A 15,530-nucleotide genomic window follows, 5' to 3' on the forward strand; every position below is an offset into this window, starting at 1 on the left:
GATCGGGCTCATCCGAAGGCGGGACTGTAGCGGATGGGGGCATGCCGGGGCACACCGGCATCACACACAAAACAATGAAAATAAAGGACTATCAATGGCTAGATGGATACTCGCGGCCGGATTGTTGGGAACCCTGATCACGGCGCCGACGTCGGCGGCGGAGTGGTTCTTCCGGGGCACCGCGAATGGATGGGCGGCGACCGCCATGACGTCGACGGACGGCGTCAATTTTGATACCTGCCAGCGCTTCGTGAGCGGGGATGCCAGCGGCGGCCCGCGCTTCAAGATAGACAGGTACGGCAACTGGCAGCAGAGCTACCCGGCGGCCGACTACGGGGTCAATGCCAACACGGCGTACCAGATCCGCATCAACGCCAGCACTCAGGCGGTGAGCGCGACGGCGGTGGCCAGTTGCGAGGCCTCGGGGTTTGCCAGCACCTTGCCGCAGCTCAACGTACGCGGCACCTTCAACGGCTGGGCCAGCCTCCCCATGACTCTGGTAGGGGATCACCTGTGGCAGGTGGAAGCCTACATGGATGGCAAGGCGAGCCAGCGCCTCAAGTTTGATCAGGCTGGCGACTGGGCCGTCAACTTTGGCGACAGCAACGGCGACGGCGTGCTGGAGAAAAGTGGCGGCGACATCTTCTGGAGCACCGTGGGTACGGTGCGCATCCAGGTCAACGACCAGACCCTGGTCTACAGCATCACCCCCCTTGGGGATGACAACCAGCCGCCGCTCGCGGTCATCACCCCGGGGGGCACGGTGAATGTGACCCAGGGGGCGTCACTGACCTTGAGCGGCAGCGACTCTACGGATCCCGACGGCCAGATCACGAGCTATCTGTGGAGCAGCGGCGAGACCACGGAGAGCATTGTCGTCAGTACCACCCAGACCGGCACCTTCACCTATGGCCTCACGGTCACCGACGATCAGGGCGCCAAGGGCAGCAGCAGCGTGAGCGTGGTGGTCGGGGCAGGACAGAGCAGCGACAGCTGGCACTTCCGGGGCACGACCAACAACTGGGGGCTCACCCCCATGACCAGCGAGGATGGTACCACCTTCTGTACCGAGCAGGCCTTTGGCAGTAACAACCCCCGCTTCAAGATTGACCACAAGGGGGACTGGACCGAGGCGTATCCGGCCCAGGATTACCTGGTTAGCGCCAACACCCGCTATCGCATCTGCTTTGACAGCCTGCGCAAGGCCATCGAGGTGGAGATGCTGGCCGGGGCCGATCTGCAGGCACCCACGGTGACGGCCACCCCGGCGCCGGGGAGTTATCTGGACAGCCAGTCCATAACCCTGGGGGTGAGCGACGATCAGGACAGCGCCCCCGCCGTGCATTTCACCACGGACGGCAGCCAGCCCACCACGGCGTCGGCCCGCTATGCAGGCCAGCCCCTGGTGGCGAGCGACAAGGGGAGCGGCACCGATCTGGTGATCCGCACCCTTGCCATTGACGCCAGCGGCAATCAGCGCGAGCAGCGCTTCGAGTACCGTATCGGCGAGCAGGGGGTGGCGAGCGGCGATTTTCGTGCCGAGAGCATCTACTTCCTGCTGACCGCCCGCTTCTATGATGGCGATGCCAGCAACAACTACCATAACCGGGATCGCTACAAGGCGGGGGAGCCCCATTGGCGCGGCGACTTCAAGGGCTTGATCGCCAAGCTCGACTACATCAAGGATCTCGGCTTCACCGCCATCTGGGTGACGCCACCGGTGGAGAACCGCTCCGGCCTCGACTACCACGGCTACCACGCCTACGACTTCTACCGGGTCGATCCCCGTCTGGAGTCGCCGGGGGCGGGTTACCGGGAGTTCATCCAGGCGGCCCATGCCAAGGGGCTCAAGGTGATCCAGGATGTGGTGCTCAACCACTCGAGCCAGTACGGCCTGCGCGGCAAGACCTGGATCGATCGCCTGCCCGTCAAATACTACGTACCGGCGGGGTCGAGCCAAGGGCTCATCAACAACGGCCCCTATCAGGGCAACCTCGGGGACTACGCCAGCGCCAACCGCTGTGACGACGACAACCCGGTGGCACCCGACTGGTACAAGGCCCGCTGCCAGTCCGATCCGGCGGGCACCCAGCCCCTGGTGGACCCCAAGACGGGCGCCACCGTGCCGAGTGCTGGCTACAATCCCAACCGCTTCTTCGGCATCGACGCCCAGACCCTGGATCCCGCCTGGTATCACCTGGACGGTTTCATGTCAGGCGGTGACTGGGAGAGCCCGCTCGCCCTGCAGCGCAAACACATGGCGGGGGATTGCATCGATCTCGCCACCGGCAACCAGAACGTCAAGGATTACCTCAACGGCGCCATCCGCCAGTACCTCGACATGGGGGTTGACGCCATTCGCATCGATACCTTGAAGCACATCGAGCGGGACGAGCTGCTGACCTATGTCCACGACTGGCAGGCCCACAAGCCGGGGTTGTTCGTCTTTGGCGAAAACCTGGTCAAGGGCACCGGCTGGGGCTCTGAGCTGGCCAACGACAATGCCTCGGCGGTGATCCGTCCCTGGTGGTATACCCGCACCACGCCGAACCCGGCGGATCCCCGGGCAGGGGGAGATTCCGGCCTCTCTGTGCTGGACTTCTCCCTCTTCTCCACCTTCCGTGACAACGTCACCCGGGGGAGCTTTGGCGGGGTGGGCGGGATCTTTGCCATGGACTGGGTCTATGGGGATGCCACCAAGCTCATCACCTTCTTCCAGAACCATGACGTGGGGCCGGACAACGACTTCAAGTACCGCTACGGCGGGCAAGAGGGCAATGCGGCCATGATCTACAACCTGCTCTGGACGGCGCGGGGCATCCCGACCCTCTACTATGGGGAAGAGGTGATGTTCCAGGCGGGCAAGCCTCAGGATATCGACGGGGCCACCATGACGGTGGATCAGACTGGTCGTGCCTACTACGGGGAGGTGCTGGACAACCCGGCCACTCCGAGCCACCCGCTCTACCAGCACATAAAGCGCCTGAACCAGATCCGCAAGGCGGTGCCCGCCCTGCAGAAGGCGCCCATGAGCCAGGTGAACGAGTGGGGCAGCGGCATCAGCTTCGTGCGTGACCTGAGCGCTCAAGGCAGCTACGCTGCCGTGGGCCTCGCGGCCAATTCGGCCCAGCAAATAAACCTGAGCGGCCTGAAGAACGGCACCTATACGGATGCGGTGACCGGCGCGAGTCAGAACGTCAGCAACGGCAGTCTGAGCTTTGCGGTGTCCGCCTATTCGGCACGGGTCTGGGTACTGAACGGCCCGGGCAAGGTGGGCGTTGACGGTAAATATCTCAAATAAGGAAAGCCTGTCACAGTGTGCAGCGAGTCGGCCTTGGGGCCGACTTTTTTATGCCGCATATCAAGGGAACGAGGGAGATGGACCAGACGGGGAAGGCAATAAGCAGTAGCGTCGACATCGCTTGGGAGCAAGCGGCATCCGAGGGTAGCTTGCTCTGTTATGGTGCTTGCGCCCCAAAGTGGTGCGCATCATCGACATTGGCAGCAGGAACCCACTTTGGAGAAATATGCCGTATCCACCCTATGCCCCTCCTGTGACGAGTATGATTCATGCTGCCATGTGGCACCATATCAACATGATCAACTTAATAACGGGCTTTAAAAGGGGAGATGGCGAGCTGCCTTCAGTGTGGCTGGTCAAACATGCTGATGCAGCCTGATGTTTGTCCCATGAATGGGTGTGTTGCTCCTGTCATAGGCAGAATGTCGGAATTTAAATTTGATTTTTCAGCCTATCCTGGATGCTTGTGTTGATTGGCGTTTTTTTTGCTGAGTCTTGTGATGTCGGCAGGGGGACCGGCAGGGGAAATGGCAAGGGCGCCCGAGTATGCCCACACCTTCGGCCCAGTGACAGGTGCCCTGATGTCACAGCAAACATGGAAAGGAGTCATATGGAAAGTGAGATGACCATGTCGCCCGAGCCGGCGACCAAAGCCCTGGCCCACACCCTCAAGGACGATGTTTACGGCATGGTGCTCGGGGTCATGTTTATCGCGGTCGGTCTCAACCTGCTCAAGTGTTCCGGCATGATCACCGGTGGCATCGCGGGCATCGCCCTGCTGCTCGCCCATGTTAGCAGTTTGCCCATCGGGGTTCTGTTCTTCATGGTCAACATGCCCTTCATGGTGTTTTGTTACTTCACCATGGGGCGCGCCTTCACCATCAAGACGTTGATCGTCAACGTTACCCTCTCGGCGGCCACCCAGGCGGTACCGCTGCTGCTGACGGTGAGCTATGTCCACCCACTGTTTGCCGCCTTGGTAGGGGGGACCTTTCTCGGCATGGGGGTGTTGTCTCTGGCGCGCCACAATGCTTCCGTGGGTGGCACCGGGGTGGTAACGCTCTGGCTGCAACGGCGCGTTGGCATCAACGCGGGAAAGAGCCAGATGGTGCTTGATGTGCTGGTGTTTGCACTCTCCCTGCTCACCTTGCCACTGCCCTTGCTGCTCTGGTCCACCCTGAGTGCGCTGGCGATGAACGCCATGCTGATGAATTGGCACAAGCCAGGTCGCTATCAGGGAAACTGAACACCCGGCTGCACATAATTGGATCATTGAAAATGCTGTTCCGGGAGGTTGGAGGGAGAAAGGGGCTCAACGACAAAAAAGATCATCTTGTCCTGAAAAAAGGCATGATTACAGCTGAATTTATTAGTTTTTTGCGCCGTTGGCCGCCTAAAAGAGGGCTATGCCATAAAAAATTCAAAAAACTTCTTTACCAGTGACCAATGCGTGAGTAAACTTCGTCGGCAATATTTTACACCCCCACTTCCTCAACGGTGAGATATTGCCATGCTCAGGATTGCCAAAGAAGCGTTAACCTTCGACGATGTACTGTTGGTTCCCGCCCACTCCGAAGTTCTTCCCAATACTGCCGATCTGCGTACCAAGCTGACCTCCGCTATCAGCTTGAACATCCCGATGATCTCTGCTGCCATGGACACAGTGACCGAAGCCCGTCTGGCTATCGCACTGGCCCAGGAAGGCGGTATCGGCTTTATCCACAAGAACATGTCCATCGAGCAGCAGGCTGCCGAAGTGCGCAAGGTCAAGAAGTACGAGAGCGGCGTGGTCACTGACCCCGTCACCGTGCGCCCTGACATGACCATCGCCCAAATCAAGGAGCTGAGCCACAAGAATGGCTTCGCCGGTTACCCCGTGGTGACTGACGGCAATCAGCTGGTCGGTATCATCACCGGCCGTGACGTGCGCTTCGTGATTGACCTCTCCCAGACCGTTGAACAGATCATGACCCAGAAAGATCGTCTGGTCACCGTGCGTGAAGGGGCCCCTCGCGAAGAGGTGGTTGCCCTGATGCAAAAGCACCGTATCGAAAAAGTGCTGGTGGTGAACGCCGACTTCAAACTCAAGGGCATGATCACCGTTAAAGATTTCCAGAAAGCCGAGCGCAAGCCCCACGCCTGTAAAGATGACAAGGGTCGTCTGCGGGTCGGTGCTGCGGTCGGTGCCGGTGCTGGCAACGAAGAGCGCGTCGCCGCGCTGGTAGAAGCCGGTGTTGACGTGCTGCTGATCGACTCCTCCCACGGCCACTCCCAGGGCGTGCTGGATCGCATCAAGGCTACTCGCGACGCCTATCCGGATCTGCAGATCATCGGTGGCAACGTGGCGACCGCTGCGGGCGCCAAGGCGCTGGCTGCTGCCGGTGTCAACGCCGTCAAGGTCGGTATCGGCCCGGGCTCCATCTGTACTACCCGTATCGTGACCGGCGTGGGCGTGCCCCAGATCACTGCCATCTCCGACGCTGTTGACGCGCTGGAAGGCACCGGTATTCCGGTGATTGCCGATGGCGGTATCCGCTTCTCCGGCGACATCGCCAAGGCCATTGCCGCGGGCGCCAGCTGCGTCATGGTGGGCTCCATGTTCGCCGGTACTGAAGAAGCGCCGGGCGAGATCGAGCTCTATCAGGGTCGCTCCTTCAAATCCTACCGTGGTATGGGTTCCCTGGGCGCCATGTCCAAAGGCTCCAGCGACCGCTACTTCCAGACCGACAACGCCGCCGACAAGCTGGTGCCGGAAGGCATCGAAGGCCGCGTGCCGTACAAGGGTCGCCTCAAAGAGATCATCCACCAGCAGATGGGCGGCCTGCGCTCCTCCATGGGCCTGACCGGCAGCGCCACCATCGACGACATGCGCACCAAGGCTGAGTTCGTGCGCATCTCCGGCGCCGGGATGAAAGAGTCCCACGTCCACGATGTGACCATTACCAAAGAAGCCCCCAACTATCGGATGGGCTGATAAAACGGGGCCCTGCGCCCCGTTTTTCCACCCTTTTTTTATCCCGTGCCCTTTGTGACAACATCAGCCTGATGCAGGAATAAAATGACTAAAGACATTCACCAGCACCGTATCCTTATCCTCGACTTCGGTTCCCAGTACACCCAGCTGATCGCCCGCCGTGTGCGCGAAATCGGCGTCTACTGCGAACTGTGGGCCTGGGACGTAACCGAAGAGCAGATCCGCGAATTCAATCCGAACGGCATCATCCTCTCCGGCGGCCCCGAGTCTGTCACCGAAGCGGGCAGCCCCCGTGCCCCCGAGTATGTGTTTAACGCCGGTGTCCCTGTTTTCGGCATCTGCTACGGCATGCAGACCATGGCCGAGCAGCTGGGTGGCAAGGTGCAATCCTCTACCGAGCGTGAATTCGGTTACGCCAAGGTGGAAGTGCTGGGCGAAGCTGGCAAGAGCAGCGCCCTCTTGCGCAACATCGAAGATGCCATCGCCGACAACGGCAATGCCCTGCTGGATGTCTGGATGAGCCACGGTGACAAGGTCACCACCATTCCGGCCGACTTCACCACCATCGCCCAGACCCCGACCTGCCCGCACGCGGCCATGGCCAATGAAGCCAAGCGCTTCTACGGCGTGCAGTTCCACCCGGAAGTGACCCACACCCGTCAGGGTGCCCGCATGCTGGAGCACTTCGTCAAAGACATCTGCGGCTGCGAATGCCTCTGGACCCCGGCCACCATCATTGACGACGCCGTTGCCCGCATCCGTGAGCAGGTGGGCGACGATGAAGTGATCCTCGGTCTCTCCGGCGGTGTCGACTCCTCCGTGGTTGCCATGCTGGTGCACCGCGCCATCGGCGATCGCCTGACCTGCGTCTTCGTTGACAACGGTCTGCTGCGTCTGAACGAAGGCGAGCAGGTGATGGAGATGTTTGGCGATCACTTTGGTCTGAACATCATCAAGGTTGAAGCGGAAGAGCGCTTCCTCTCTGCCCTGGCCGGTGTTGACGAGCCGGAAGCCAAGCGCAAGATCATCGGCCGCGTCTTCGTTGAAGTGTTTGATGATGAAGCGAAAAAGCTGAAAAACGCCAAGTGGCTGGCGCAAGGCACCATCTATCCGGACGTTATCGAATCCGCTGCCAGCAAGACCGGCAAGGCCCACGTCATCAAGTCTCACCACAACGTCGGCGGCCTGCCGGAAGAGATGAAGATGGGTCTGGTCGAGCCGCTGCGCGAGCTGTTCAAAGACGAAGTACGCCGCGTTGGCCTCGAGCTGGGTCTGCCCTACGACATGCTCTACCGTCACCCGTTCCCGGGCCCGGGTCTGGGCGTGCGCGTCCTTGGCGAAGTGAAGAAAGAGTACTGCGATATCTTGCGCCGCGCCGATGCGGTCTTTATCGAAGAGCTGCGCAAAGCCGACCTTTACAACCAGGTCAGCCAGGCGTTCGCCGTGTTCCTGCCGGTGCGCTCCGTTGGCGTGATGGGCGATGGTCGTAAATATGACTGGGTCATTGCCCTGCGCGCCGTCGAAACCATCGACTTTATGACTGCCCACTGGGCTCACCTGCCGTACGACTTCCTCGGTCACGTATCGAACCGCATCATCAACGAGATCAATGGTATCTCCCGCGTGGTGTACGACGTATCCGGCAAGCCGCCCGCAACCATCGAATGGGAATAAGCGGCTCGCGCCGTTCTGCCCTTCGAGCATAAAAATGAAAAAAGACGCCCTTGAGGCGTCTTTTCTTTTCTCAATCGTTTGCGCAACACATCTTCTTTTTTCGAGCAGCTTTTTCGCCACCTTGCCCCTGTCATATGTGACAGGGGCATTTTTGCCATCCCGAACTAGGCTCTCTCATGCCAATTGAGCCCGATGTCAACAGTGGCTCGTGGCAAGGGGGAGGGCTGATCCAGTTGCAGATAGCTGCGCAAACGGGCCCATCGTCATCGCGCCAACCGGCAGTGATGACACCCCGGTGGAGACCGGAAACCACTTGAATCAACGGGGCGCAGCCCGAACGGCCAAACGAGTCGGGATCATAGAGCACGGAGAGTTTGATATGTCAGAACAAGCAGTGTTGGTGGGTGGATGGACCGCATATCACAAGCTGACCGCCGAGGATCAGGCGGTATTTGATCAGGCGCTTAAAGGATTTGTCGGGGTGCAGTACGTACCCTTTGAAGTCTCCACCCAGGTGGTGGCTGGCACCAACTACCGCTTCAAGTGCAAGAGCACTGTGCCGCTTGCCAAACCGATCCATGGCGAAGCCGTGGTGCAGATCTTCAAATCACTGGACGGGGATGCCCATATCACCTCCATTACCCCGATTTGATTGGGTGGTGGGGCAAGGTGGGGAGGGGGAAATCTCCTAACCGGTTTGCTTCAAACCCTGAAAATAAGAAAGACGCCTTAGGGCGTCTTTCTTATTTCCACTACCAGTTACGTCTGATGTGTGGTCGGTATTTGTACTTATTGATTAATTTGTTGATCTTGCTCAGGAAACTATTATCTCCCTCTTTTTCCCGCCTCTCTTGCTTGTTATGATTGTCGTTTGAAAACCGTCACCTTGTATCGAACAGCTTTATTACGGAAGGCTTTGCTATCAAATTAGTACTGCCTTCCATCGAATTCCTATTAGGAAAACTAGGCACAAAATAAGAGGGGTATTCGTGTCAGAATATGTTGAAAAATATCTAGAACGAGTTAAAAAAATCGAGTTTAATTGGTCTCAATTAAATCAGGTTAAAGATGTGAAAATTATTTCATCCATGTATATTTGGATTTTTATAGTGCCAATTCTGGCAAAGGTTTTATCTCTAGCAAGCGATATAGCAACAGTTACTGTGTTCAACTATACGTTTGAAGTAAATATTGGATTGCCTTTTTCTTGGCGCTTGTTCTATTTTTCAGCACTACTTTTTTCTTTGGCAACAATCATTTATCAAGCCCGCTGCCCTAAATTGATAAAAGATTATCCAACATTTGCAGCATTTGATAGTGAAGGTAAGCCGGAATGGCACATGAGACGCTATGCCGAAGATATTAATATTGATTATGAAGAGTTCAAAAGTGACCTTGAGTCATCAATGATTGAACATGAAGGTTACAAGTACGAAGGCAAAGAGTATGTCCAAAGTGTATTTTGGAATCTTCATTGGGCGGCAGATAAAGAGCGCCGAAAATCATTTTCGGCATGTTTTGCATCATATGCAATAGGTTTCCTTCTTATCATAATAGTGTTCTTCCAAAACTTTACTTGGGTGATTAGAAACATCTTATCCACGTTGTAATTCTTGCCTAACAAAGCATTGAAGAGTGATTCGCAATGCGTGGAATTTTTACTATGCGTTGGTTTATGTGGTTACTATATTATTCTGTAGTGCTGTTTACCTTTTAAGTGGGCATTATGCATTAAGGAGATTTTATGCAGATTGAAAATGGCAAAGTTGAAGGTGATGTTGAGATTTCCACGGACTTTAAAATGCACGGTATGTTTGCGGGCAATGTAACGGTTAAATCTGGTGGCTATCTCATACTGTACGGTTTGATTACAAAAAACCTGACTATTGAGCAAGGCGCTGTTGTAGAAATTCCAGGTATGGTTTCAGGTAACATAACGAATAATGGCGGTAAGCTCACAGTCACAGGTATGGTGTCTGGTAAGATTATTAACTTGTCAGGTGAAACTGACATTTCATCCAATGCATCAGTTGGTTAAGTCTGTCATGCATACCCCATCATTAAAGTGGAGCTGGCTAAAGCCAGCCCCTTAATTAAAAGTTATGTAAATTGCCAAATGAATGATCACAATAAAATCCTTATAAAAATAGATCGAGTCACTGCTCCTGTGCAGGAAATAACTGAACGCCTAAATAGGGTGTTGCCACCATATATTCAGAGAATTAATGAAATCCTAGCGCCAGTATCTAGAGCATTAAACGCAAGTCAGCCTTTTCTTGCACAGGTTGCGACTACAATGGCCAAGGTTGCAGAGGCCGCTCAGCGCTGGCAAAAAGCAAGAAAGGCAGATGTCGCGGTAATGGCTGAAAGTGGCTGGTATCCAAATTGGTTTACCTTTTTCTACACCCCAGAATCAGAGCCGCAATCTGTTGACGAGTTGATGATCATGCACCTCAACGCCGACTGGGAAGAAATCACACAAAAAATAATAGAGCTTTGTCCCAATCGAGCGCATATTCTACAAACCGCCTTTAGCCTGCACAAGTCAGGGAACTATATTGCCGCTATACCTCTTTTCTTTGCCCAAGCAGATGGGATTTGCTGCGAGTCGCTTAAAAGCTTCCTTTTTACGGGTAACAATACAGAGGAAAGAATTAAAGAATTAATAGAATCAGATGAGATTGAGGCAAATATGCTTACCGACATATTTCTTGAGCCGTTTAAACTTAAAAATCACCACAACGCAGGAATATCTAAAAGCAGCGTGCAAGCCAAAAGCAAAGCTCCAAACCGAAATGGAATATTGCATGGCCATCGAAAACATTTAGATTATGGTACAGAGATAAACTCTCTGAAATGTTTTTCACTGCTTAGCTTTATTGTTTACTCTACAAAAGAAGTTATCGTAAAAACATAACAGTTGGTTCAAGTGCCGTAGGGTGCAATGAAATTGCACCTCTACTTTTGTTCCTCATACCTTGCACAAAAGCCGCTCGGCAAACGGTGCAATGCGCTGCGCTTATTGCACCCTACGTGTTTCGTTAATTTGCTGGGGTGGGGCGGCTGAGCGCGGAGCCTCGCCAAAGCAATAAAAGGGGCGATTTGCGCCCCGAATCTTTTTATGTCCCCGTTTTATATCGCCGCCCGCTTGTCTGGCGCTGCCTGATTGTCTGCTGACTCACTACCAACACTCCTGTTTCGTCACCCTTATCAGGCCGGGCAGAAAAAGCCCACCTTCACTCATACCTCGCCGCTTCCCAGGCGTGTATCGCCTGTTTGCGGGTTTCGCCCCAGTGATAGCCGCCGAGCTTGCCGTTTTGCTGGATGACCCGGTGACAGGGGATCATCAAGGCGACGGGGTTGGCGCCTACCGCCAGCCCCACGGCGCGGGCGGCTTTGGGGTTGCCGACGGCGTTCGCCACCTGGGCGTAGCTCACCACCTTGGCGGGCGGGATCTGCAGCAGCGCCCGCCAGACGCTGATCTGAAAATTGGTGCCGCTCACGTGCAATGAGATGGGGCGATCCGGCGCCTTGCTGCCATCGAACATGGTGTTGATGACGTTCTGGGTGCGTGATGGCGCTTCTTGCAGCCTTGCCGCAGGCCAGTGCTGGGCGAGGGCGGCCAGCGGCGCCTCTGGGGCCTTGTCATCGAGAAACGAGAAGTTGCACACCCCCCGTGGTGTCAGGGCGACGAATGCTTGACCGAAGGGGGTGTCGTGTACCCCGTGATCGATAACCAGCCCGGCCCCGCGCTGTTTGTACTCGCCCGGCGTTACCGCTTCGAGCTGCACGAAGTGATCGTAGAGCCGCGAGCCGCTGCTAAGGCCCAGAGTATCGGCCACCTCCAGCAGCGGGCGCGACTCCTGCAGCAGTGCCTTGGCCCGCTCCAGGGTCAGCACCTGCAGATAGCGTTTGGGCGTCACTCCGGCCCAGCGGCTGAACAGCCGCTGGAAGTGAAAGGGGCTTAAGTGAACGTGCGCCGCTATCTCGTCCAGAGTGGGCTGGCGCTCCACCTGACTTGCGATAAAACGGATGGCATCGGCGATGCGGGCGTAATCAGACATAAGGCGCTCTCACGATAAGGTTTCGGTCGCAGGATCTTGGGGGCGACAACGTCATGTGCGACAAATAGATACCCCACCATCGGCCAGCAGGGCAATGCCGGTGGTAAAGCTGGATGCATCGGACGCGAGATAGAGGACCGAGCGGGCGATCTCCTCCGGTTGGGCCAGCCGTTTGAGGGCATGCATATTCTGCACAAAGGCGAGGCTCTCTGGCGTATTGGCAAAAGCCCGCCCCATGGGGGTGTCGGTGCCCCCCGGCAGCAGGGCGTTGACCCGCACCCCTTGTGCCCCATACTCGGCAGCCAGCACCCGGGTCAGGCCAATGAGGCCTGCCTTGCTCGCCGCATAGGCCGCCATGCCGGGCAGCCCCAGGGTATGGCCGACGAAGGTAGAGGTAAAAATAAGCGAGCCACCGCCGCGAGCCTGCATGGCGGGGATCTGGTACTTGGCTCCCACAAAGGCGCTGGTGAGGTTGGTATCCAGAATTTCCTGCCACTGCGTCAGCTCAAGCTGCTCTACGCTGCCCGGCATGCCTGTGGTACCTGCGTTGTTGAAGGCGATATCGAGCCCGCCGAAACGGGTTAGCGCGAGATCAACAAGGTCGCGGGCGTAAGTCTCGCTTTTCACATCCCCCGCCAGACTCACCGCCAGGCCCCCCTCATGGTGGATCTCCTCCACCAGTAGCTCCAGCTCGGGCTGGCGGCGTGCGCCGACGACGACGCTGGCCCCTTCGCGGGCAAACAGGATGGCGCTGGCGCGGCCGATGCCGGAGCTGGCGCCGGTGATGATGGCGACCTTGTTGGACAGTAATGACATGGCTGTTCCCTCGCAGGTGTGTTGTGCGCCAAATCAGTGGGGCACAGGGTTGGCTGTGGGTTGGAACCCCAATAGGTTCCAACCGACTTGGGTTTGGCCCCCACTATGGCAACCACTCCTCGCTGGAACGACCCGAATCTTGCTCTCTTTGTTCCCGAATCGTTTTGCTACATGTCGATACAGGCCTTTGCGGCAACAAAAGGGGCGAACTGCGCCCTGAATTCTTTATAATGCCCCCCTTTAAAATCGCCGGACCCAGGCTCGGCGCGCTGATGGCTGGCTACACCATCAGACAGATCATCAGGATTGAGAAACGGTTATGCATACTCTGGAACAGCTGCGCGCAGGTGAACTGTGCGGTGCCCGCCATCTGAAGCTTTGTGAAAACCTGACGGAGTTCCCCACCGAGATTTTGAGCCTGAAAGAGACGCTGGAGGTGCTGGATTTGACCGGCAACCAGCTAAGCACGCTCCCTGACGAGCTGGCCGGGCTTGGCAAACTGCGCATCATCTTCTGCTCCGAGAACCGCTTTACCGAGCTGCCCGAGGTGCTGGGGCGCTGTCCGGCGCTCACCATGGTGGGTTTTAAGGCCAACCGGATTGCTACCGTCTCGGCCAAGGCGCTGCCCGCCGGTTTGCGCTGGCTGATCCTGACCGATAACGCAATTGAGCGGCTGCCTGATGAGCTGGGCCAGTGCGACGTTCTGCAAAAGCTGATGCTGGCGGGCAACCGTCTGTGCGAGTTGCCGGCCAGCCTTGCCAACTGCCACAAGCTGGAGCTGCTGCGCATCGCCGCCAACCGCATCGAACGCTTCCCCGAGTGGCTGCTCTCGCTGCCGCGCCTTTCATGGCTTGCCTACTCCGGCAACCCCTTTAGTGAAGGGGAGGAGGCACGGGCCATCGATGATGCCCATGTAGAACCCCTTTCCTGGGAGACGCTGGCGCTGGGCGAGTTGCTGGGGCAGGGAGCATCCGGCGTTATCCATCGCGCCACCCTTGTGGGCAATCCTGCTGATGAAGTGACTCAGGCGAGCGACAGAGGTGATGGTTGTCAGGTGGCGGTCAAGCTGTTCAAGGGGGCGGTGACCAGCGACGGGCTGCCCCGCTGCGAGATGGCGGCATCGTTGGCGGCGGGCACTCATCCCAACCTTATCAAGGTGATGGGCAAGGTGGCGGATCACCCCTCCGGCATTCCGGCGCTGGTGATGGAGCTGATCGATCCGGCCTTTGCCAATCTGGCCGGGCCGCCGAGCCTGGACTCCTGCACCCGGGATGTCTATCCCGAGGGGCTGCATCTGAGTGTGCCGGATGCGCTGGCGATGGCCCACGGCATCGCCTCGGTGGCAGGCCATCTGCACCGCGCGGGCATCATGCACGGGGACCTCTACGGCCACAATATTCTGTTTACCCGCGGGCCTGACGTCCCGGCTCGCGCTCTGCTGGGGGATTTTGGCGCCGCTTCCTTATATGACCGCTGCGACCGCGAGCGGGCCGTAGGACTTGAGCGGTTGGAAGTGCGCGCCTTTGGTTGCCTGCTGGAAGAGCTGTTGGCCCATTGCGATACGCAAGACTCACCGCTTGATGAGTTGCATCAGCTCAAAGCGGCCTGCCTCTCGGAACTCCCCGCCGATCGTCCCGATTTTGCTTATATCGAGCGCCAGCTGGTGGCCGCTCGCGCCACGCTGTCGTGATCTTTCTGGCGTTGGCAGGCACGGTTTGGCCTGCCAACGCCACTCCTTTTATTCCTTCATCGCCATACACCCATGACGTTTTTGCAGGGGGTGGTGTGCCTCTGCCCGTCATAAACGTACCTAATAGCGATCATTGCGACAGCGAGGCGCACGGCAAGGGGATGTCCCGTCATTCGCCCGATAACACGCAGAGACTGCGCGGCAAAAAGGGGAGGGCAGAGGGTTGCGCGGTGCCGGTTAAGTTGTGATATTGAGGCATCTTTAGTACAGAAGGTTAATAACGATGGAAGCTGCGTTTTGGCATCAGCGTTGGGAAGAGAACCGGATTGGCTTTCATCAGGCGGACTTCAACCACTGGCTGCAATCCTGGTGGTCGGCCCAGCAAGCGGACGAGCCGGTGCTGGTTCCCCTGTGCGGCAAGTCCCGTGACATGCTCTGGCTGAGCGCTCAGGGTCATCCGGTCGACGGTTTCGAGCTATCGAGCCTTGCCGTCAGTCAGTTCTTCAGTGAAAACCAGCTCGCCGCGACCGTGAGCGAGGTGGGCCCTTATCAGTGCCATCAGGTGGACAGCATGCGCATTTTTCAGGGGGATTTTTTCGCCGCCCCGAGTCTGGGTCGCCGTTACCGGCTGGTCTATGACCGCGCGGCGCTGATCGCCCTGCCGACCGCGATGCGCCGCCAGTATGCGGCCCTGATCAGCTCGCTGGTCGAGACCGGTGGCCAGATCCTGCTGGTGACCCTTGAATATCAGCCGGAGCAGCAGAGTCAGCCCCCCTTCTCGGTGGGGGAGATGGAGGTGCGGGCGCTGTTTGAACGGGATTTTCGCATCGAGGTGCTGGGGCGCGCCGCCGAGGTGGATCACCCGCGGGTGTTGTCGGGCCAGCTCTCCTACTTCGATGAGGTGGCCTACCGGCTGGTTCGCCGTGGCTAACGGACAGCTAACGGGCGGCCAAAGGGTGATCTGCGCCGACAAATCGTCGGGCTGTGCGCTCTTCGCTACCTCCTTTGACG

Annotated in this window: 12 protein-coding genes; 10 read left to right on the plus strand and 2 right to left on the minus strand. The window is 57.6% G+C overall.

Translation table 11 applies throughout. The annotated features are described in order from the left end of the window. The first annotated feature begins 94 nt into the window (after positions 1–94). From ACB042_RS03045 to ACB042_RS03080, 8 genes are all read left to right on the plus strand, one after another. On the plus strand, positions 95–3,301 hold the full coding sequence (locus ACB042_RS03045; RefSeq protein ID WP_371177756.1) for an alpha-amylase family glycosyl hydrolase: 3,207 nt from the start codon (positions 95–97) through the stop codon (positions 3,299–3,301). Positions 3,302–3,911: 610 nt separating this feature from the next. Next, on the plus strand, positions 3,912–4,547 hold the full coding sequence (locus ACB042_RS03050; protein ID WP_236357839.1) for a YitT family protein: 636 nt from the start codon (positions 3,912–3,914) through the stop codon (positions 4,545–4,547). A gap of 264 nt (positions 4,548–4,811) precedes the next feature. Beyond that, positions 4,812–6,275: an IMP dehydrogenase gene (guaB, locus tag ACB042_RS03055; RefSeq protein ID WP_005360033.1), complete on the plus strand. Its 1,464-nt coding sequence runs from the start codon at positions 4,812–4,814 to the stop codon at positions 6,273–6,275. 84 nt (positions 6,276–6,359) lie between these two features. Continuing rightward, the gene (gene guaA, locus ACB042_RS03060; protein WP_371177757.1) at positions 6,360–7,949 is read left to right on the plus strand and encodes a glutamine-hydrolyzing GMP synthase; all 1,590 of its coding nucleotides are present in this window, start codon (positions 6,360–6,362) and stop codon (positions 7,947–7,949) included. 379 nt (positions 7,950–8,328) lie between these two features. Next, positions 8,329–8,601 carry a hypothetical protein gene (locus ACB042_RS03065; RefSeq protein ID WP_005337011.1) on the plus strand — a complete coding sequence of 91 codons (273 nt, stop codon included), beginning with the start codon at positions 8,329–8,331 and terminating at the stop codon, positions 8,599–8,601. Between the two features lie 337 nt (positions 8,602–8,938). Then, entirely contained in the window at positions 8,939–9,559 is a 621-nt protein-coding gene (locus tag ACB042_RS03070) for a hypothetical protein (protein ID WP_323969818.1), read from the plus strand. Between the two features lie 134 nt (positions 9,560–9,693). Beyond that, a complete protein-coding gene (locus ACB042_RS03075) occupies positions 9,694–9,987 on the plus strand; it encodes a hypothetical protein (protein WP_323969817.1) in 294 nt (97 codons plus the stop codon). Positions 9,988–10,065: 78 nt separating this feature from the next. Continuing rightward, on the plus strand, positions 10,066–10,866 hold the full coding sequence (locus tag ACB042_RS03080; protein WP_323969816.1) for a hypothetical protein: 801 nt from the start codon (positions 10,066–10,068) through the stop codon (positions 10,864–10,866). A 319-nt stretch (positions 10,867–11,185) separates the two neighbouring features. On the opposite strand, the gene ACB042_RS03085 is transcribed toward ACB042_RS03080, so the two are convergent. Beyond that, positions 11,186–12,013: a bifunctional transcriptional activator/DNA repair enzyme AdaA gene (locus tag ACB042_RS03085; protein WP_302246047.1), complete on the minus strand. Its 828-nt coding sequence runs from the start codon at positions 12,011–12,013 to the stop codon at positions 11,186–11,188. Between the two features lie 51 nt (positions 12,014–12,064). Then, positions 12,065–12,829 carry an SDR family oxidoreductase gene (locus ACB042_RS03090; RefSeq protein WP_371177758.1) on the minus strand — a complete coding sequence of 255 codons (765 nt, stop codon included), beginning with the start codon at positions 12,827–12,829 and terminating at the stop codon, positions 12,065–12,067. Between the two features lie 319 nt (positions 12,830–13,148). Between ACB042_RS03090 and ACB042_RS03095 the strand changes: the two genes are divergently transcribed. After that, a complete protein-coding gene (locus tag ACB042_RS03095) occupies positions 13,149–14,519 on the plus strand; it encodes a leucine-rich repeat-containing protein kinase family protein (RefSeq protein ID WP_371177759.1) in 1,371 nt (456 codons plus the stop codon). Between the two features lie 283 nt (positions 14,520–14,802). Beyond that, positions 14,803–15,450: a thiopurine S-methyltransferase gene (locus tag ACB042_RS03100; protein WP_371177760.1), complete on the plus strand. Its 648-nt coding sequence runs from the start codon at positions 14,803–14,805 to the stop codon at positions 15,448–15,450. Positions 15,451–15,530: the final 80 nt, after the last annotated feature.

The sequence above is a fragment of the Aeromonas sp. S13(2024) genome (assembly GCF_041402405.1).
Classification (GTDB): Bacteria; Pseudomonadota; Gammaproteobacteria; order Enterobacterales; family Aeromonadaceae; genus Aeromonas; species Aeromonas veronii.